At 59.1% G+C, this 17793-nt stretch carries 16 protein-coding genes and 1 pseudogene; 15 read left to right on the plus strand and 2 right to left on the minus strand.

The annotated features are described in order from the left end of the window. Positions 1–725 precede the first annotated feature (725 nt). The 8 genes from AC07W0_RS29685 (at position 726) to AC07W0_RS29720 (ending at position 7959) form a co-directional block, all read left to right on the plus strand. The gene (locus AC07W0_RS29685; protein ID WP_102618905.1) at positions 726–2051 is read left to right on the plus strand and encodes an OprD family porin; all 1326 of its coding nucleotides are present in this window, start codon (positions 726–728) and stop codon (positions 2049–2051) included. A gap of 276 nt (positions 2052–2327) precedes the next feature. Further along, a complete protein-coding gene (locus AC07W0_RS29690) occupies positions 2328–2966 on the plus strand; it encodes a peroxiredoxin (protein WP_017845091.1) in 639 nt (212 codons plus the stop codon). Between the two features lie 318 nt (positions 2967–3284). Further along, positions 3285–3878, plus strand: a complete 594-nt coding sequence (gene ssuE, locus AC07W0_RS29695; protein ID WP_017845090.1) for an NADPH-dependent FMN reductase — start codon at positions 3285–3287, stop codon at positions 3876–3878. Between the two features lie 93 nt (positions 3879–3971). Next, positions 3972–4940, plus strand: a complete 969-nt coding sequence (locus AC07W0_RS29700) for a sulfonate ABC transporter substrate-binding protein (protein ID WP_046487890.1) — start codon at positions 3972–3974, stop codon at positions 4938–4940. Between the two features lie 25 nt (positions 4941–4965). Next, positions 4966–6114 (plus strand): FMNH2-dependent alkanesulfonate monooxygenase, encoded by a 1149-nt coding sequence (gene ssuD, locus AC07W0_RS29705; RefSeq protein WP_017845088.1) that lies wholly within the window; start codon positions 4966–4968, stop codon positions 6112–6114. 9 nt (positions 6115–6123) lie between these two features. Next, complete coding sequence (gene ssuC, locus AC07W0_RS29710) at positions 6124–6912, plus strand: aliphatic sulfonate ABC transporter permease SsuC (RefSeq protein ID WP_046381713.1); 789 nt, start codon at positions 6124–6126, stop codon at positions 6910–6912. Continuing rightward, positions 6909–7715, plus strand: coding sequence for an aliphatic sulfonates ABC transporter ATP-binding protein (ssuB, locus tag AC07W0_RS29715; RefSeq protein ID WP_102618906.1), 807 nt, complete (start codon positions 6909–6911; stop codon positions 7713–7715). The genes ssuC and ssuB overlap by 4 nt, the downstream gene beginning before the upstream one ends. Before the next feature lie 28 nt (positions 7716–7743). Further along, the gene (locus tag AC07W0_RS29720) at positions 7744–7959 is read left to right on the plus strand and encodes a TOBE domain-containing protein (protein WP_017845085.1); all 216 of its coding nucleotides are present in this window, start codon (positions 7744–7746) and stop codon (positions 7957–7959) included. A 118-nt stretch (positions 7960–8077) separates the two neighbouring features. Here AC07W0_RS29720 and AC07W0_RS29725 read toward each other — a convergent pair whose 3' ends face one another. Continuing rightward, positions 8078–8719, minus strand: a complete 642-nt coding sequence (locus AC07W0_RS29725; RefSeq protein ID WP_046381715.1) for a TetR/AcrR family transcriptional regulator — start codon at positions 8717–8719, stop codon at positions 8078–8080. 231 nt (positions 8720–8950) lie between these two features. Beyond that, positions 8951–10327: a glutamine synthetase family protein gene (locus AC07W0_RS29730; RefSeq protein ID WP_026139798.1), complete on the minus strand. Its 1377-nt coding sequence runs from the start codon at positions 10325–10327 to the stop codon at positions 8951–8953. A 278-nt stretch (positions 10328–10605) separates the two neighbouring features. Between AC07W0_RS29730 and AC07W0_RS29735 the strand changes: the two genes are divergently transcribed. The 7 genes and pseudogenes from AC07W0_RS29735 to AC07W0_RS29765 all read left to right on the plus strand — a co-directional run. Then, positions 10606–10878: a glutamine amidotransferase gene (locus tag AC07W0_RS29735; protein WP_128192375.1), complete on the plus strand. Its 273-nt coding sequence runs from the start codon at positions 10606–10608 to the stop codon at positions 10876–10878. A gap of 118 nt (positions 10879–10996) precedes the next feature. Next, entirely contained in the window at positions 10997–12355 is a 1359-nt protein-coding gene (locus tag AC07W0_RS29740) for a glutamine synthetase family protein (protein WP_017845082.1), read from the plus strand. 58 nt (positions 12356–12413) lie between these two features. Then, positions 12414–13778, plus strand: coding sequence for an aspartate aminotransferase family protein (locus AC07W0_RS29745; protein WP_017845081.1), 1365 nt, complete (start codon positions 12414–12416; stop codon positions 13776–13778). Positions 13779–13985: 207 nt separating this feature from the next. After that, positions 13986–15080, plus strand: coding sequence for a polyamine ABC transporter substrate-binding protein (locus tag AC07W0_RS29750; RefSeq protein WP_026139797.1), 1095 nt, complete (start codon positions 13986–13988; stop codon positions 15078–15080). A gap of 239 nt (positions 15081–15319) precedes the next feature. After that, positions 15320–16414, plus strand: coding sequence for a polyamine ABC transporter substrate-binding protein (locus tag AC07W0_RS29755; RefSeq protein ID WP_017845079.1), 1095 nt, complete (start codon positions 15320–15322; stop codon positions 16412–16414). 67 nt (positions 16415–16481) lie between these two features. Further along, positions 16482–17624 carry an ABC transporter ATP-binding protein gene (locus AC07W0_RS29760; protein WP_017845078.1) on the plus strand — a complete coding sequence of 381 codons (1143 nt, stop codon included), beginning with the start codon at positions 16482–16484 and terminating at the stop codon, positions 17622–17624. Continuing rightward, a pseudogene (locus tag AC07W0_RS29765) lies at positions 17621–17793 on the plus strand (putrescine ABC transporter permease PotH); the annotation flags it as partial. The gene AC07W0_RS29760 and the pseudogene AC07W0_RS29765, both read left to right, overlap by 4 nt.

Here is a 17793-nt window from a genome sequence, read left to right on the forward strand (position 1 = left end):
CCCAGCCCCTGAGCTGGCTTGCCTGCGATGCAGGCCTCGGTCGTTGCGTTAACCCGAGGTGATGCGTTCGGCGCCAAACCAGCTCGTCACTTCGAAGATCGGTACGTCCCACGGGCGAAGGGCGTAGCGATGACGTGGCCGATCAACCCCCCCGGGGTGCGTCATCGTGCCACCCGTGCCCCCTACTAAAGTTTAAGGATTCTTGATTTTGAGCCGATACGATCAAGGCGTAGAGGGATAAATTGCGCGAAGCTTTCGCTGCCAGACGGCTCGATCGGCGGCTCTCAGGCCGGCATGAAATATTAGTGATACAAAAACTGTAACAAATTGACGGGAAGATGGGCGTTTGGCCATGATGACGTCGCTTTTTTGATCCTGGGTGACGTATATGACGGTGCGTTCAGCTAAAAAGATCTAAAAAGCGATCAAGAAATGCCTTTTAGAAATTAGCTTATGCAAAGGTTCGTCTATGCTGACGCGTCTTGTTTCATGCAGAGGCTTATTCCAAAAGCGTATGAAAAAGAATGAAATAATTCTTTTTGGGTGTATGAAAAATTCATTACCCTGCAGGGACCAAACAAACTGCGATTAGACGAAGGTAGTAGACACACAAGGTTACGATTGACTTGGTAGTCACTATCTGGCGCTAATCGCGCATCTGTGGATCTCGGGCGTTAGACCCAGGACCAAAGAAATACAAAAATTAGAAATGAGAGGAGCGGTACATGAAGAAGTCCACATTGGCGTTGGCTATAGCGTTGGCGGCAATCGCCCAGCAAGCTGCAGCAGCCGGTTTCATTGAAGACAGTAAGGCCAGTGTCAGCTCGCGTACCTTGTATTTCGATAACGATCAGCGTGATGGCGGTGCTGATCAGCGCGAAACAGCCACCGGCCTGAAGTTCGATTACAAGTCCGGCTTCACTCAAGGTGTCGTTGGTTTTGGTATCGACGCCCAGGCATTGGTAGGTATTCACCTGGATGGTGGTCGGGGCCATCACCCAAACAACAACTCCTTCGTTCCAAGTGACTCCGATGGGTCTGCCGTAAGCAACTGGAGCAGTGCGAGTGCTAACGCCAAGGCCCGCTTCTCCAAGACTGAAGCACACCTGGGTGGTGCGCTGTCGCCGAACCTTCCAATCCTGATCGCCAGCGACGGTCGTTTGTTGCCGCAAACCTTTGAAGGCGGCACTGTCACTTCCAAAGAAATCGACAATGTGACCTTCAACGCCGGTCAACTCGAACATGCCACTGGTCGTGCTTCAACCAACAGCACTGGCCTGGCCGTCAATGGCGGTACCGAGGAAAGCAATAAGTTCCGTTTTGGTGGCGCTGATTGGAAGGTCACCAAAGACTTGACCCTGCAGTACTACTACGCAAACCTCGAAGACTACTATAAGCAGCACTTCCTGGGCCTGTTGCACGTATACCCGATCAGCGAAGGTCAGTCCTTCAAGACCGACCTGCGCTACTTCGACAGCAGTTCTGATGGCAAGAACGGTCAGGCCGGCTATCGCTTCAACAACAACGGTGGTTACGCGAAGAACGCAGGCGAGGTTGATAACAAGACCTGGAGCGCCATGTTCACCTACACCCTGGGTGGCAGCGCCGTTATGCTCGGTCACCAGCGTGTCAACGATGACGGTGGTTTCGTCTGGGTGAACCAGGGTAGCGTTGTGGATGGTAATGGTCGTAACGAAGGTGCCGGCGGGTCGAGCTTCTACCTGTTCACCGACAGCATGATCAACTCCTTCGTCCGCGCGGGTGAAAACACCACCTTCGGTCAGTACTCTTACGACTTCGCTGCACTGGGTGTTCCAGGTCTGCGAACCTCGATTGCCTACTTGCACGGCGACAACATCAAAGCCGTGGGCGGTGGCAGTGATCAGTCCGAGTGGGAACGCGATATGCGTATCGACTACACCATTCAGGCCGGCGCGCTCAAAGGTTTTGGCACCACTCTGCGGCACGGTGCGTACCGTGGCAGCGGCACTGGTATCCAGGACCAGGATCAGACACGCCTGATCTTCAGCTACTCCTACAGCTTCTTGTAAGGCTGGATAAGGAAAACCTCGCGTTACCGCGAGGTTTTTCTCACGTTCAATCAAGTCGGGCTCAACCCCCGCAAGCCCTTCCTGACCCCCTCTTTTTTACAGCGTCTCAAGGCCTTCTCGAACCTTGAAACGAATGTTGACTCTCGCCTGCTCCAAGGTCCAGTGAACACATTTTTAATATTCCTATATCGTCTAGATAAATCGATATTTATTCTTTTTAAATAGTCCGTAATCCATGCACAGTGGGCTCCATAAGCACTCATCAGGAGCCACACCATGAGCCTAAGACTGGGCGATATCGCCCCCGACTTCGAACAGGATTCCAGCGCCGGCAAGATTCGTTTCCACGAGTGGCTGGGCGACAGCTGGGGTGTGCTGTTTTCCCACCCGGCGGACTTCACGCCGGTATGCACCACCGAGCTGGGCTTCACCGCCAAGCTCAAGGACGAATTCGCCAAGCGCGGCGTCAAGGCCATCGCCCTGTCGGTAGACCCGGTGGACTCGCACCTCAAGTGGATCGAAGACATCAACGAAACCCAGAACACGCTCGTCAACTTCCCGATCCTGGCCGACGCCGACCGCAAGGTCTCGGACCTCTACGACCTAATCCACCCGAACGCCAGTGACACCCTCACCGTGCGTTCCTTGTTCGTGATCGACCCGCACAAGAAGATCCGCCTGACGATCACCTACCCGGCCAGCACCGGGCGCAACTTCCATGAAATCCTGCGGGTTATCGACTCGTTGCAACTGACCGACAACTACAAAGTCGCCACGCCCGCCAACTGGCAGGACGGCGATGAGGTGGTGATCGTGCCGTCGCTCAAGGATGAGGAAGAAATCAAGAAACGCTTTCCCAAAGGCTATCGGGCGGTGAAGCCGTATCTGCGGCTGACACCGCAACCCAATCGCTGAATTACCTGTAGGAGCGAGCTTGCTCGCGAAGCATGCGCGGTTACTGCGGACATCCAGAAAGCCTGCGTCATCGTTGGCGGTTTTCGCGAGCAGGCTCGCTCCTACAGATAGACGCTGTGTACTCACATGGCAGCGGTTTTGAGGCCGTTTCGACGGCCTTTTTTTCGCCTGGCGATTGATGGATGGTTTATTCTTTTAAGGAATAAACAAATGAAAAAATAAGATTTATAGATATATAAATCTGCTGATATGGTCTGTTCCATCTTGGCGCCATCGCCACACAGCGAACCGCCGACACTTGCTAAAGGAATTTCCTACATGCTGGTCGTAACACTTGGAGGCAGTCCCAGCCAGCGTTCCCGCTCCGGGGTCTTGCTGGATAAAACCCGTCAGTGGCTGCAACAGCAGGGCGTGGAAGTGGTGAGTTATCAGATACGGGACTTCCCGGCCGAAGACTTGCTGCATGCGCGCTTCGACAGCCCCAAAGTCATCGACTTGTTGCAACAAGTGGCGAATGCCGACGGCCTGGTGATCGCCACGCCGGTGTACAAGGCCTCGTTCTCGGGCGCGCTGAAAACCGTGCTCGACCTGCTGCCCGAACGCGCCCTGGCCCACAAGGTGGTATTGCCCATCGCCACCGGCGGCAGCATCGCCCACATGCTGGCGGTGGACTACGCATTGAAGCCGGTGCTGTCGGCGCTCAAAGCCCAGGAATTGCTCCACGGGATCTTTGCCGAAGACAGCCAGATCGCTTACGGCGAAGGCAGTGCCCAGGCGCAACTGGTGCCGGTCCTCGAACAGCGCTTGAGCGAGGCCCTGGAAACCTTCTACGCCGCCATGGCCCGTCGCCCGAAACCGTTGGACCCGCATGTGTTGAATGAACGTTTGTTGAGTGCTCGCTGGAGCATTTAAGCCTTACCGATTCACGAAGTACTCACCTTACTCAGCCGCCAACGGCCAAGCAGGTGCAGCCAACCCCCCAATCGCATTTTTGGAGAGAGCGCCATGCTCACTGTCATCTTGCGTCGTGGTCTGGTCGCACTGTTTGCTGCGGCTGTGTCCTTCGGCGCCATTGTTCAAGCCCACGCTGCCGAAACCCTGCGGATCGGCTATCAGAAATACGGCACCCTGGTGCTGCTCAAGGCCAAGGGCACCCTGGAAAAGCGCCTGGCCGCCGACGGTGTGCAGGTGCAGTGGACCGAGTTCCCGGGCGGCCCGCAATTGCTCGAAGGCCTGAATGTCGGCTCGATCGACTTTGGCGTCACTGGCGAAACCCCGCCGGTATTCGCTCAGGCCGCCGGTGCCGATCTGCTCTACGTGGCCTACGAACCGCCGGCGCCGACCAGTGAAGCGATCCTGCTGCCGAAAGACTCGCCGATCAAATCGGTGGCCGAGCTCAAGGGCAAGAAAATCGTGCTCAACAAGGGCTCCAACGTTCACTACCTGCTGGTGCGGGCCCTGGAAGATGCCGGCCTGAAATACACCGACGTACAGACCGTGTTCCTGCCGCCCGCCGATGCGCGTGCCGCGTTCGAGCGTGGCAGCGTGGACGCCTGGGTCATCTGGGACCCGTACCAGGCCGCCGCCGAGAAACAACTGCAAGCCCGCACCTTGCGTGACGGCAGCGGGATTGCCGACAACCATCAGTTCTACCTGGCCACCAGGCCCTACGCCGAAAAACACCCCGAAGTGATCAAGGCGCTGGTGGAAGAAGTGCGCGCGGTGGGCGAGTGGTCCAAGGCCAACCCGCAGCAAGTCACCGAGCAAGTCGCGCCGCTGCTCGGCCTGCCGGCTGACATCACCCTGACCTCGGTGAAACGCCAGGGCTATGGCGCGCTGTTCCTGACCCCGGCGGTGGTCGCCGCGCAGCAGAAGATTGCCGACAGCTTCTACCAACTCAAATTGATCCCCAAACCCTTGAGCATCAAGGACGTGATCTGGACGCCGCCCGCTGCAGTGGCCAACGCGCCGTAATCCGACTTCTTCAGGAGACAACTCCATGAGCCTCACTATTTTCTGGTTCCTGCCTACCCATGGCGACGGTCATTACCTTGGCACCGCCGAAGGCGCTCGCGCCGTCGACCACGGTTATCTGCAGCAAGTGGCCCAGGCGGCCGACCGCCTTGGCTTCGGCGGGGTGTTGATCCCCACCGGGCGTTCCTGCGAAGACTCGTGGCTGGTGGCCGCTTCGCTGATCCCGGTGACCCAGCGTCTGAAATTCCTGGTCGCGCTGCGCCCCGGGATCATTTCGCCGACGGTGGCCGCGCGTCAGGCCGCGACCCTCGATCGCCTGTCCGGCGGCCGTGCGCTGTTCAACCTGGTGACCGGCGGTGACCCGGAAGAATTGGCCGGCGACGGTCTGTTCCTCAGCCACGAGGAGCGCTACCAGGCCTCGGTGGAGTTCACCCGCATCTGGCGTCGCGTGCTGGAAGGCGAAACCGTGGATTACGACGGCGAACACATCAGCGTCAAAGGCGCCAAACTGCTTTACCCGCCGATCCAGCAACCGCGTCCGCCGCTGTACTTCGGCGGCTCTTCCGAAGCCGCGCAGGACCTGGCGGCCGAACAGGTGGACATGGTGCTGACCTGGGGCGAGCCACCGGCCGCGGTCGCGGAAAAAATCGAAGAGGTGCGGGCCAAGGCCGCGAAACTCGGGCGCACGGTGCGCTTCGGCATTCGTCTGCATGTGATCGTGCGCGAAACCAACGATGAAGCCTGGAAAGCCGCCGACAAACTGATCTCGCACCTGGACGACGACACCATCGCCCGTGCCCAGGCCTCGCTGGCGCGCTTTGATTCGGTCGGCCAGCAGCGCATGGCGGCCTTGCATGGCGGCAGCCGCGACAACCTCGAAGTCAGCCCCAACCTGTGGGCCGGCGTCGGCCTGGTGCGCGGCGGGGCCGGCACCGCGCTGGTGGGCGATGGCCCGACGGTCGCGGCGCGGGTCAAGGAATACGCGGCGCTGGGCATCGACACCTTTATCTTCTCCGGTTATCCACACCTGGAAGAATCGTATCGCGTCGCCGAGTTGCTGTTCCCGCACCTGGATATCGAACGTCCCGAGTTGCCGAAAAGTGCCGGGTACGTGAGCCCGTTCGGCGAGATGGTCGCCAACGACATCCTTCCCAAAGCGGCGTCACAGAGCTGAGGTGGGGCCATGAATGTGGAAAAACTGAGCCATCGCGTGGCGCCTTGGGTGCTGCCGGTGTTGCTGTTGGCGGTGTGGCAGTTGTCGGTGTCGGCGGGTTGGTTGTCGACGCGGATTCTGCCGGCGCCGAGCGCGGTGATCGAGGCCGGGGTCAACCTGGTACGCAGCGGTGAAATCTGGACGCACCTGGCCATCAGCGGCTGGCGCGCGGGCCTGGGTTTTGTGATCGGTGGCAGCATCGGTCTGGCCCTGGGCTTTATCACCGGCCTGTCGACGTGGGGCGAGCGCCTGCTGGACAGCTCGGTGCAGATGATCCGCAACGTGCCGCACCTGGCGCTGATCCCGCTGGTGATCCTGTGGTTCGGCATTGACGAGACCGCGAAGATTTTCCTGGTCGCCCTCGGCACGCTGTTCCCGATCTACCTCAACACCTACCACGGCATCCGCAACGTCGACCCGGCACTGGTGGAAATGGCGCGCAGCTACGGCTTGTCTGGCTTCAGCCTGTTCCGCCAGGTGATCCTGCCGGGCGCGCTGCCGTCGATCCTGGTGGGCGTGCGTTTTGCCCTGGGCTTTATGTGGCTGACGCTGATCGTGGCGGAAACCATCTCGGCCAGTTCCGGTATCGGTTACCTGGCGATGAACGCCCGTGAATTCCTGCAAACCGACGTGGTGGTGCTGGCCATCGTCATGTACGCGATTCTCGGCAAGCTGGCCGACCTCGCGGCCCGCGGCTTGGAGCGTGTGTGGCTGCGCTGGCATCCGGCTTATCAAGTGAATAAAGGAGGTGCGGCATGACCGCTCAACAACCTCCGCGCCTGCTGAAGGGGATTCCCCTGGCGGTGCGCAAATTGCGCAAGGCCTTTGGCGCGCGGGAAGTGCTCAAGGGCATCGACCTGCATATTCCGGCGGGCCAGTTCGTTGCCGTGGTCGGCCGCAGTGGCTGCGGCAAAAGTACCTTGCTGCGCCTGCTGGCCGGCCTCGACAAGGCCAGCAGCGGTGAGCTGCTGGCCGGCTCCGCGCCGCTTGGCGAGGCGATCGAAGACACGCGGTTGATGTTCCAGGAAGCGCGTCTGCTGCCGTGGAAAAAGATCATCGACAACGTCGGCCTCGGCCTCAAGGGCAACTGGCGTCCCAAGGCACTGGAAGCGCTCGAAGCGGTCGGCCTGGCCGAGCGTGCGAATGAGTGGCCGGCGGCCTTATCCGGTGGCCAGAAGCAACGTGTGGCCCTGGCGCGTGCGTTGATTCATCAGCCGCGTCTGCTGTTGCTCGATGAGCCGTTGGGCGCGCTGGATGCGTTGACCCGCATCGAGATGCAGCAACTGATCGAAAGCCTCTGGCAGAAGCATGGTTTCACCGTGTTGCTGGTAACCCACGACGTCAGCGAAGCCGTGGCCATTGCCGACCGGGTGATCCTGATCGAAGACGGCGAAATCGGCCTCGACCTGATTGTCGAGCTGCCGCGTCCACGCGCCCGAGGCTCGCATCGCCTGGCCGCGCTCGAAGCGCAGGTGCTCAACCGTGTGCTGTCGCTGCCCGGCACCCCGCCGGAACCCGAACCTGTTTCACCGTTGCCTACGCAATTGCGGTGGGCGCAATAACTCACTTGTCCCATGAAGGAAAAACGACATGACTATCAAAGCCATCAACGTGCGTAACCAGTTCAAAGGCACCGTCAAGGAAATCGTCGAAGGCGATGTGCTCTCGGAAATCGACGTGCAGACCGCGTCCGGGATCGTGACGTCGGTGATCACCACCCGTTCGGTCAAGGAGTTGGAGCTGGTGATCGGCAGCGAGGTGATTGCCTTCGTCAAATCCACCGAGGTGTCGATCGCCAAGTTGTGATCACTTGAGGGCGCTATCGGGAGCAAGCTCCCTCCCACATTCGAACCGGTTTCTTCAGGAAAACTCGGTCACATGTGGGAGCAAGCTCCCGATGAGGCCCTGCCAGACAACACATCCATCAGACAGTGACGCCCCGCTTGGGCAAATACGCCGGCAGATAAAGCCCCACATACGCATCGAACACGCGCATGCCTTCCTCAGCCATGCGCGGCGTGATCAGCCCATGCTGATGCACCGAACGCGCATACACGCGATCACTCAATTCCAGCGCCAGCGCGAACACGTCCACATCGGCGGGCAGGGTCGGCACTTCGAAATGCCGGTTGAACACGGCCAGCATCAAGTCACCCAACTCCAGATCGTGCTGGCGGTCGGCCTGATTCACTTCGGTCAGCCCGTGCTGGGTCAGGATCAGCTGGCGGGCGGCGGCGTCGTTGCTGTAGATGGTGAGCATGCGCTGTTCGACGATGTAAGACAGGTCGCGCCAATACTTGAGTGAATCATGCGCGATGGGCGCCTGGATTGCGGCGCGGAATGCCGCATGGACGTCGGCGGTCAACGCTTCCAGCAGCGCCGGCACGCTGGCGAAAAAGTGGTACACCGACGACGGCGGAATCTGTGCGCGCTCGGCCACGCTGTAGATCGACAAACCGGCCACGCCTTCGGACGCCAGCAACGTGCGGGCGGCGTCGAGGATCGCGTCGATCCGGGCCTGGCTGCGGGCGCGGGGTTTGCGAGGGGCGGCGGGGCGGGTGGTCATGGAAGTCTCCTACAAGGCAGCGGGCATTGTATGAGCAGGAGCTGGTGTTGTCTGCCAGGCCGCCATCGGGAGCAAGCTCCCTCTCACACTCGAACCGGTTTCTTCAGGAAAACTCGTTCAAATGTGGGAGGGAGCTTGCTCCCGATGGCGGCCAACTCGGTCTACCAAAAGCAACCCATAAAAAACGCCACAGACCAAAGGCCTGCGACGTTTTCTCAGTGCAACCAGCGCTTACACGGTATGCAGGTACCAGTTGTACTCAAGGTCGGAGATGGAGTGTTCGAACTCTTCCAGCTCACTTTCCTTACAGGCGACGAAGATATCGATGTATTTAGGATCGATGTACTTGGCCATCACCTCGCTGTCGTCCAACTCGCGCAGGGCATCGCGCAGGTTGTTCGGCAGGCTTTGTTCGTTCTGCTCGTAGCTGTTGCCTTCCACTGGCGCGCCCGGTTCGATCTTGTTGGTCAGGCCGTGGTGTACGCCCGCCAGGACCGAAGCCATCAACAGGTAGGGGTTGGCATCGGCACCGGCCACGCGGTGTTCGATACGCACGGAGTCGGCCGCGCCGGTCGGCACGCGGATCGCCACGGTGCGGTTGTCCAGGCCCCAGCACGGCGAGTTCGGCACGTAGAACTGTGCGCCGAAACGACGGTAGGAGTTGACGTTGGGGCACAGGAACGCCATCTGGGCGGGTAGGGTCTCCAGCACACCGCCGATCGCGTGACGCAATGCGGCGTTCTGCTCGGGATCCTCGCTGGCAAAGATGTTCTTGCCGTCCTTGTCCAGGATCGAAATGTGTACGTGCAAACCGTTGCCTGCCTGGCCTGGGTAAGGCTTGGCCATGAAGGTGGTGTCCATCTCATGGTCGTAGGCGATGTTCTTGATCAGGCGCTTGAGCAGTACCGCGTAGTCGCAGGCCTTGATAGGGTCGGCCACGTGGTGCAGGTTCACTTCGAACTGCGCCGGGGCACTTTCCTTGACGATGGCATCAGCCGGGATGCCTTGCTCTTTGGCACCTTCCAGGATGTCCTGGAGGCAGTCGACATATTCGTCGAGGTCGTCGATCAGGTAGACCTGTGTCGAGTGCGGGCGTTTGCCGGAGATCGGCGAGCGGGGCGGTTGTGGGCGGCCGTTCACGTTCTCCTGGTCGATCAGGTAGAACTCAAGCTCGAAGGCAGCGCAGATAGTCAGACCGAGGTCGTCGAATTTGCTTACGACCTGACGCAGTACTTCGCGCGGATCGGCGAAGAAAGGTTCACCTTCAATTTCGTGCATGGTCATCAGCAGTTGCGCGGTCGGGCGCTTTTGCCAAGGTTCATTGCACAGGGTGTCGGGGATTGGATAACAGATTCGGTCAGCATCGCCGATGTCCAGGCCCAGGCCGGTGCTTTCCACCGTTGAGCCGTTGATATCCAGGGCAAATAAAGAGGCAGGCAAGTTAATGCCTTTCTCGTAAACCTTGTGGAGGCTGGTGCGTTCGATGCGCTTACCGCGCACCACACCATTCATATCCGCAATTAGAAGGTCTACGTACAGAACCTCAGGATGATCCTTAAGGAACGCGTTCGCTTCGTTAAGCTGAACGGCACGCGGGGGTACCGACATGATGCAACACCTTTGTTGTTAAAAATATCAATCATTGATCTTTTCAGGTTTCAGTCAACCCGAACGGCATGCCGAAGTCAAGCGAGGCCTTTTTTGCCCCAAAAAAGCGCCACGAGGGCTTTTTTGGGGCTTTTTGGGGCGGTTTTACCCGGTTGCCCGGCTTGGGACTAGCAGGCTTGAGCGGGCCGTGTTGTATTTTTTACGGGGGTGTTGTGTAAAAAAATGAACAAGGCTAAGCTCGATTCAAACCCATAACAGCAATAATACCGGGGTGCTTCATGTCTGGCCTGCCGTTAATCGGCATCACCACCTGCGCGAAACAGGTCGGTCTGCATGCTTTTCAGATCCGTGTCGAATGTTGCGAACGCGCATTCCCATTGATGATTCCATCCCCGATAAGCCCCTTCGATCCGGCCATTATTCTTGACGGCCAGGACGCTGTTCGCGTGCCCCGTTCATTTTCTTGTACTCGCCCTTTTCATGACGCCGGTCCTGCCTTTTTTGCAGTTGCCGCTCATTATCCTGCACGGGAGGCAAGCCTTTTGCTTTAGGAGTGCAACGGCACCCCAAATGGCGGTTAAGCTCCCACTCTGATGAACCAGCGACGCCGATGCGTCAACCGACGCCTGACCTTTAATGAACGTCAGGAAACCCAGCCCAGAGGCATTTATGAGTAACAACCTCGACCAGCTCACCGATTGGTTGAAAGACCACAAGATCACAGAAGTCGAATGCATGATTGGCGACCTCACCGGTATCACCCGGGGCAAGATCTCGCCGACCAACAAGTTCATCGCCGAGAAAGGCATGCGCCTGCCCGAGAGCGTTCTGTTGCAGACCGTGACCGGCGACTATGTCGAAGACGACATCTATTACGAATTGCTCGACCCGGCCGACATCGACATGATCTGCCGCCCCGACCAGAACGCGGTGTTCCTGGTGCCGTGGGCCATCGAGCCTACCGCCCAGGTGATCCACGATACCTACGACAAGCAAGGCAACCCGATCGAGCTGTCGCCGCGCAACGTGCTCAAGAAAGTCCTCAAGCTCTACGCCGACAAAGGCTGGCAGCCGATCGTGGCGCCGGAGATGGAGTTCTACCTGACCAAGCGCTGCGAAGACCCGGACTTCCCGCTGCAACCGCCGATCGGTCGTTCCGGGCGCCCGGAAACCGGTCGGCAGTCGTTCTCTATAGAAGCGGCCAACGAATTCGACCCGCTGTTCGAGGACGTCTACGACTGGTGCGAACTGCAGGAGCTGGACCTCGACACCCTGATCCACGAGGACGGCACGGCGCAGATGGAAATCAACTTCCGTCACGGCGACGCGCTGTCCCTGGCCGACCAGATCCTGGTGTTCAAGCGCACCATGCGTGAAGCCGCGCTCAAGCACGACGTGGCCGCCACCTTCATGGCCAAGCCGATGACCGGCGAGCCCGGCAGCGCGATGCACCTGCACCAGAGCATCATCGACATCGCCACCGGCAAGAACGTCTTCTCCAATGAAGACGGGACCATGAGCCAACTGTTCCTCAACCACATTGGCGGCCTGCAGAAATTCATCCCCGAATTGCTGCCGCTGTTTGCCCCCAACGTGAACTCGTTCCGCCGCTTCCTGCCGGACACTTCGGCACCGGTGAACGTGGAGTGGGGCGAAGAAAACCGCACCGTCGGCCTGCGCGTACCGGATGCCGGCCCGCAGAACCGTCGCGTGGAAAACCGCCTGCCGGGCGCAGACGCCAACCCGTACCTGGCGATCGCCGCCAGCCTGTTGTGCGGCTACATCGGCATGGTCGAAGGGCACAACCCAAGCGCGCCGGTCGTCGGTCGTGGTTACGAGCGGCGCAACCTGCGCCTGCCGTTGACCATCGAAGACGCGCTGGAACGTATGGAAAACAGCAAGACCATCGAGAAATACCTGGGTCACAAATTCATCACTGGCTACGTCGCGGTCAAGCGGGCCGAGCATGAAAACTTCAAGCGCGTGATCAGTTCGTGGGAGCGGGAGTTCCTGCTCTTCGCCGTCTGATGCGCCGGGCGCGCCCGTTGAACGGCGCGCCCTCCACTGAAAAGTCTAGGAGATTGGTATGTCCAGCAACAACCCGCAAACCCGTGAATGGCAAGCCTTGAGCAGTGATCACCACCTGGCGCCGTTCAGCGACTTCAAGCAGTTGAAAGAGAAAGGCCCACGGATCATTACTAAAGCCCACGGTGTTTACTTGTGGGACAGCGAAGGCAACAAGATCCTCGACGGCATGGCCGGCCTGTGGTGCGTGGCGATCGGTTACGGTCGCGATGAACTGGCTGACGCCGCCGCCAAGCAGATGAAAGAACTGCCGTACTACAACCTGTTCTTCCAGACCGCCCACCCGCCGGTGCTGGAACTGGCCAAGGCGATCTCCGACGTTGCACCGGCCGGCATGAACCACGTGTTCTTCACCGGTTCCGGCTCCGAAGGCAACGACACCATGTTGCGCATGGTCCGCCACTATTGGGCGATCAAGGGCCAGCCGAACAAGAAAATCATCATCAGCCGCAAGAATGGCTACCACGGCTCCACCGTGGCCGGTGCCAGCCTCGGCGGCATGACTTATATGCATGAGCAGGGCGATCTGCCGATCCCGGGCATCGTCCACATCGCCCAGCCGTACTGGTTTGGCGAAGGCGGCGACATGAGCCCTGAAGAGTTCGGCGTGTGGGCCGCCAACCAGCTGGAAGCGAAGATTCTGGAACTGGGCGTGGACAACGTCGGTGCCTTCATTGCCGAGCCGATCCAGGGCGCCGGTGGCGTGATCGTGCCGCCGGACAGCTACTGGCCGCGCATCAAGGAAATCCTCGCCAAGTACGACATCCTGTTCGTCGCCGACGAGGTGATCTGCGGTTTCGGCCGTACCGGCGAGTGGTTCGGCAGCGATTTCTACGACCTCAAGCCCGATATGATGACCATCGCCAAGGGCCTGACCTCGGGCTACATCCCGATGGGTGGCCTGATCGTGCGCGACGAGGTGGTGGCGGTGCTGAATGAAGGCGGCGATTTCAACCACGGCTTCACCTACTCCGGTCACCCGGTGGCCGCGGCGGTCGCCCTGGAAAACATCCGCATCATGCGCGATGAACAAATTATTAAGCGTGTGCATGATGAAACGGCACCGTATTTGCAGAAACGTCTGAGGGAGCTGGCTGATCATCCGTTGGTGGGTGAAGTGCGTGGTGTCGGCATGCTCGGTGCGATTGAACTGGTTCAGGACAAAGCGACGCGCAAGCGTTACGAAGGCCGCGGTGTTGGCATGATCTGCCGAACCTTCTGCTTCGAGAATGGCCTGATCATGCGCGCCGTGGGTGACACCATGATCATTTCGCCGCCGCTGGTGATCAGCAAGACCGAAATCGACGAGCTGGTGACCAAGGCTCGTCATTGCCTGGACCTGACTTTGGCGGCATTGCAGGGCTAAGTGCTAGGCTCAGAACGCAGTGACTCTCGGGCGCTGCGTTCGGGCAGTTATAAAAGTGGGGGGTTAGTTGAAAGCCGGCCCCCTAACTTGCCAGACTGTAGTCCTGTTTTGCTGCCCTTCGACGGGCTGCCGAACAGCTGTATATCGATGAAGCATGCTGCGGCCCAAAAAAGAAAATTGGAGCATCACCAAATGAAGGCATTAGGTTTGAAGAACGCTGGCAAGACCCTCCTCGCGTTGTCCCTGATGGGCGCAATGGCGGGCGCGGCCCAGGCAGACGATAAAGTGCTGCACATCTATAACTGGTCCGACTACATTGCTCCGGACACCATCGCCAACTTTGAAAAAGAGTCGGGCATCAAAGTGGTGTACGACGTATTCGACAGCAACGAGACCCTTGAAGCCAAGTTGCTGGCAGGCAAGTCCGGTTACGACATCGTCGTACCGTCGAACAACTTCCTCGCCAAGCAGATCAAGGCCGGCGTCTACCAGGAGCTGGACAAGTCCAAGCTGTCCAACTACGAAAACCTGAACACGTCGCTGCTCAAGGCCGTGTCGGTCAGCGACCCGGACAACAAGCACGCTTTTCCGTACATGTGGGGTTCGATCGGCATCGGTTACAACCCGGAGAAGGTCAAGGCCGCGCTGGGCGTCGACAAGATCGATTCGTGGGACATCCTGCTCAAGCCGGAAAACATCGCCAAGCTCAAGAGCTGCGGTGTGAGCTTCCTCGATTCGCCAACCGAAATGCTGCCGATCGCGCTGCATTACCTGGGCCTGCCGACCGACAGCCAGAAGAAAGCCGACCTCAAGCAAGCTGAAGACCTGTTCCTGAAGATCCGTCCTTCGATCGGTTACTTCCACTCGTCCAAGTACATCTCCGACCTGGCCAACGGCAACATCTGCGTAGCCGTGGGTTACTCGGGTGACATCCAGCAGGCCAAATCCCGCGCGGCTGAAGCCGGTGGCAAGGTCAAAGTGGCGTATGACATTCCGAAGGAAGGCGCCGGCAGTTTCTATGACATGGTCGCCATCCCTAAAGATGCCGAAAACGTCGAAGCGGCCTACAAGTTCATGAACTACCTGCTCGAGCCGAAAGTCATGGCTGCGATCACCAACAGCGTGCGTTTCCCGAACGGTAACGAGAAAGCCACCGCATTGGTCGACAAAGACATCACCAGCGACCCAGGCATCTACCCGCCAGCGGACGTGCAAGCCAAGCTGTATGCCATTGCCGACTTGCCGGCAGCGACTCAGCGTGAAATGACCCGTAGCTGGACCAAAATCAAATCCGGTAAGTAAGCGAGGTAACCTGTAGGAGCGAGCTTGCTCGCGAAAATCCTCAACGATAACGCAGCGCCTCTGGTCGCCCGCGTTGCCTGTGAGTTCTTCGCGAGCAAGCTCGCTCCTACAAAGAGCGGCAGCCGTACAGTAATTAAATGACAGAAAGTTTTGCCGGATCGGTTTATCGAGGGTAAGTTGCGCGCCGGTTTTGTTGCCGGGCAACAACTTTGGGCCCAACTATTTAAGAGGACCTCCACTTGCCATTTTCTTTATTTCGCCAAGCCTTGCTGGTAGGTGCAGGTATCACGCTGGCTGTCAGCGTGCAGGCCGCATCGACTGTGCATGTTTATAACTGGTCGGACTACATCGGCCCCGACACCCTGGCCAACTTTGAAAAGGCCTCCGGTATCAAGCCTGTGTATGACGTGTTTGATTCCAACGAAACCCTGGAAGGCAAGTTGCTGGCCGGACGTACCGGTTACGACGTGGTGGTGCCGTCCAATCACTTCCTCGGCAAACAGATCAAGGCCGGGGCGTTCCAGAAGCTCGACAAGTCGTTGCTGACTCACTACGCCAACCTCGACCCGGCGCTGCTCAAGCGCCTGGAAAAGAACGACCCGGGCAACCAATACGCCGTGCCGTACCTGTGGGGCACCAACGGCATCGGTTACAACGTCGATAAAGTCAAAGAAGTGCTGGGCGTCGACAAGATCGACTCCTGGGCCGTGCTGTTCGAGCCGGAAAACATGAAAAAGCTCGCGACGTGCGGCGTGTCCTTCATGGACTCGGCAGATGAAATGCTGCCGGCGGTGCTCAACTACATGGGCCTGAACCCCAACAGCGAGAACCCCGAAGACTACAAGAAGGCCGAAGCGAAACTGCTGAAAGTGCGGCCTTATGTGACCTACTTCCATTCTTCCAAATACATCTCCGACCTGGCCAACGGCAACATCTGCGTGGCGGCCGGGTTCTCCGGCGATGTGTTCCAGGCCAAGGCCCGCGCAGCCGAGGCGGGCAAGGGCGTGAACATCGCCTATGCGATTCCGAAAGAAGGCGGCAACCTGTGGTTTGACGTGCTGGCGATCCCCAAGGACGCGACCAACGTTAAAGAAGCCCACGCCTTCATCAACTATTTACTGCAACCTGAGGTTATCGCTCAGGTCAGTGATTACGTCGGTTATGCCAACCCTAACCCAGGGGCGGACGCACTGATGGAGCAATCGATACGCACCGACGAAGCGGTTTACCCACCGCAGGCGGTTCTCGACCGGACATTTGTCAACTTCGAGCTACCCCCGAAAGTGCAGCGTTTAATGACCCGTAGCTGGACCAAGGTCAAGACGGGCAAGTAAGGCTCAAACTATCCTGGGTTCGCCCGCGTCGGGCGAACTGCACTCTTTTTTTTTGGGAGTTTCGTAAATGGCAGTTGCCTCCGGCGCCTATAAGAAAGCCCTCGAGGGCGACCAGACACCGAAAAAGGTGCTGGTCAAAATCGACCGGGTCACGAAGAAGTTCGACGAGACGATTGCCGTGGACGATGTGTCCCTGGAAATCAAGAAAGGCGAGATCTTCGCCTTGCTCGGCGGTTCGGGTTCGGGCAAATCCACCTTGTTGCGCATGCTCGCAGGTTTCGAGCGCCCAACCGAGGGTCGCATTTACCTCGACGGTGTGGACATCACCGACATGCCGCCCTACGAGCGGCCGATCAACATGATGTTCCAGTCCTACGCGCTGTTCCCGCACATGACCGTGGCGCAGAACATCGCGTTTGGCCTGCAACAGGACAAGATCCCCAAGGCCGAAGTCGACGCCCGCGTGGCCGAGATGCTCAAGCTGGTGCAGATGAGCCAGTACGCCAAGCGCAAGCCGCACCAGTTGTCCGGTGGCCAGCGCCAGCGTGTGGCCCTGGCCCGTTCCCTGGCCAAGCGCCCGAAACTGCTGCTGCTCGATGAGCCGATGGGGGCGCTGGACAAGAAACTGCGTTCGCAGATGCAGCTGGAACTGGTGGAAATCATCGAGCGCGTCGGCGTGACCTGCGTGATGGTGACCCACGACCAGGAAGAGGCCATGACCATGGCCGAGCGCATCGCGATCATGCACCTGGGCTGGATCGCGCAGATCGGCAGCCCGGTCGACATCTACGAGACGCCGACCAGCCGCCTGGTGTGCGAGTTCATCGGCAACGTCAACATCTTCGACACCCAGGTGGTCGACGACGCTGAAGGCCACGCAGTGCTCAAGTGCCCTGACCTGGACCGCGACATCTACGTCGGCTACGGCATCGCCACCTCGGTGGAAGACAAGTCGGTGACCTACGCCATCCGCCCGGAAAAACTGCTGGTCACCACCCAAATGCCGACCTGCGAGCACAACTGGTCCAGCGGCAAGGTCCACGACATCGCCTACCTCGGCGGCCACTCGGTATTCTACGTCGAGTTGCCGAGCGGCAAGCTCGTGCAATCCTTCGTCGCCAACGCCGAACGCCGTGGCCAGCGCCCAACCTGGGGTGATCAGGTGTACGTGTGGTGGGAAGACGACAGCGGCGTGGTACTTCGCTCATGAACATGAAAAAATTCAAGCGCCAGCTGCAACGAATAACCCCCGGTGGCCGGCATGTGGTCATCGGGATCCCTTTCCTCTGGCTGTTCCTGTTCTTCATGCTGCCGTTCTTCATCGTCCTGAAGATCAGCTTTGCCGAAGCCGACGTGGCGATCCCGCCTTACACCGAGAT

Source organism: Pseudomonas sp. GW704-F2, assembly GCF_059423025.1.

What these genes read in the sequence shown, in the direction of transcription:
- AC07W0_RS29685 (WP_102618905.1), top strand. Translation starts at nt 726, where the DNA reads ATGAAGAAGTCCACATTGGCGTTGGCTATAGCGTTGGCGGCAATCGCC.
- AC07W0_RS29690 (WP_017845091.1), top strand. Translation starts at nt 2,328, where the DNA reads ATGAGCCTAAGACTGGGCGATATCGCCCCCGACTTCGAACAGGATTCC.
- ssuE (WP_017845090.1), top strand. Translation starts at nt 3,285, where the DNA reads ATGCTGGTCGTAACACTTGGAGGCAGTCCCAGCCAGCGTTCCCGCTCC.
- AC07W0_RS29700 (WP_046487890.1), top strand. Translation starts at nt 3,972, where the DNA reads ATGCTCACTGTCATCTTGCGTCGTGGTCTGGTCGCACTGTTTGCTGCG.
- ssuD (WP_017845088.1), top strand. Translation starts at nt 4,966, where the DNA reads ATGAGCCTCACTATTTTCTGGTTCCTGCCTACCCATGGCGACGGTCAT.
- ssuC (WP_046381713.1), top strand. Translation starts at nt 6,124, where the DNA reads ATGAATGTGGAAAAACTGAGCCATCGCGTGGCGCCTTGGGTGCTGCCG.
- ssuB (WP_102618906.1), top strand. Translation starts at nt 6,909, where the DNA reads ATGACCGCTCAACAACCTCCGCGCCTGCTGAAGGGGATTCCCCTGGCG.
- AC07W0_RS29720 (WP_017845085.1), top strand. Translation starts at nt 7,744, where the DNA reads ATGACTATCAAAGCCATCAACGTGCGTAACCAGTTCAAAGGCACCGTC.
- AC07W0_RS29725 (WP_046381715.1), bottom strand. Translation starts at nt 8,719, where the DNA reads ATGACCACCCGCCCCGCCGCCCCTCGCAAACCCCGCGCCCGCAGCCAG.
- AC07W0_RS29730 (WP_026139798.1), bottom strand. Translation starts at nt 10,327, where the DNA reads ATGTCGGTACCCCCGCGTGCCGTTCAGCTTAACGAAGCGAACGCGTTC.
- AC07W0_RS29735 (WP_128192375.1), top strand. Translation starts at nt 10,606, where the DNA reads ATGTCTGGCCTGCCGTTAATCGGCATCACCACCTGCGCGAAACAGGTC.
- AC07W0_RS29740 (WP_017845082.1), top strand. Translation starts at nt 10,997, where the DNA reads ATGAGTAACAACCTCGACCAGCTCACCGATTGGTTGAAAGACCACAAG.
- AC07W0_RS29745 (WP_017845081.1), top strand. Translation starts at nt 12,414, where the DNA reads ATGTCCAGCAACAACCCGCAAACCCGTGAATGGCAAGCCTTGAGCAGT.
- AC07W0_RS29760 (WP_017845078.1), top strand. Translation starts at nt 16,482, where the DNA reads ATGGCAGTTGCCTCCGGCGCCTATAAGAAAGCCCTCGAGGGCGACCAG.